The organism is Candidatus Kurthia intestinigallinarum, from assembly GCF_003991225.1.
GTDB classification, from domain to species: domain Bacteria; phylum Bacillota; class Bacilli; order Bacillales_A; family Planococcaceae; genus Kurthia; species Kurthia populi.
The window spans coordinates 1-1,153 of the sequence record NZ_JTFC01000135.1; the positions used below are offsets into that span (position 1 = coordinate 1).

At 29.7% G+C, this 1,153-nt stretch carries 1 protein-coding gene; it reads right to left on the bottom strand.

Annotation, left to right across the window (positions count from 1 at the left end):
- Positions 1-1,153: VanZ family protein (locus QI30_RS19180; protein WP_148113905.1), on the bottom strand; the 1,153-nt coding region annotated here is incomplete at both ends.

The following is a 1,153-nucleotide window of genomic DNA, read 5'->3' on the forward strand; positions in this document are numbered from 1 at the left end:
TCATAAACATATGAAATATCGACCCCAGTTATATTTAAACTATCACCTTTACTTAAAGCTGGGTAAATTTCAAAATTCCCATTTATTATCTCTTCATATGCTTTTTTAGGGGAAATAATATCGACATTCTTTATAAAATTATTTTCGTTTATTGAGTAAAAGATTGTACTTGGTATCTTCGTTTTAGATGGTGTAATCATGACAAGACCCATCGAAAAATCTTGATTATAATTTTTGATTGATTCAGGTGTTATTACATCCCAACGTAATTCTTTACCCTGAAGAGAATAATTAACATCATCCGGCAACAATTTACTTGTTTTCATCCATTTTTCGAATAATTCTTTTTGTGTTTTCTCAAATGCTGGTGAAATTTCTAGCTCTTCAGAAGCGAAATTTGTAAGCGTCCATGTTCCAGCTGTTAAGACATAATTCAATTGGTATATATTGTATGATTCGTCCTCGAATTTAAAAATTCGATTGCGACTCTCTGTGTATATTTTTCCTTTTTGAGTTAATCCATATTCATTACTCAAAATAGTAGCTATTTTCTTCCCATTCTCTAAATCATTTGCACTTATGTTTTGGTAAATTGCTGCACTTGACGGTTCATCCGAAAAATTTAATTTTGATTCAACTGTTACATGTTCCATATCTTGTCTTTCAGCAGGAAGAATCGGCATGTTCCCAAATTCTTTAATCGAATAGAAAGTAAACGGTATTAATAAAATGATACTAAAAATCGTAGGGAGTGCTATTGCTTTAATCAATGATTTCAATTTTCTTTGTTGAACAAAATCTCTAATACCAATAATTAAATAGAACCCAATAATACCTCCTAATGTGTTATGAAATATATCATCTAATTCAAAAATACCTTTTTGCGTTACAAGTTGAATACATTCAATCAAAAGTGTAACTCCTAATGATACTATTAGTGCTGGGGTAAAACTGTTAAATTTTTTATTGTAAAATGGTAATAAAATTCCTAACGGAACAAACATTATAATATTAAAAATAATTAGTTGAAATTCTGTCAAAGACCAATTATTCCAAGCATTAATATAACCGCTATACAGATTAAGATTGGTCATACTTTCATAATTGGCGCCTCGGCTCAATGTTGTTATACCTAACACAATAGTAAACCAGC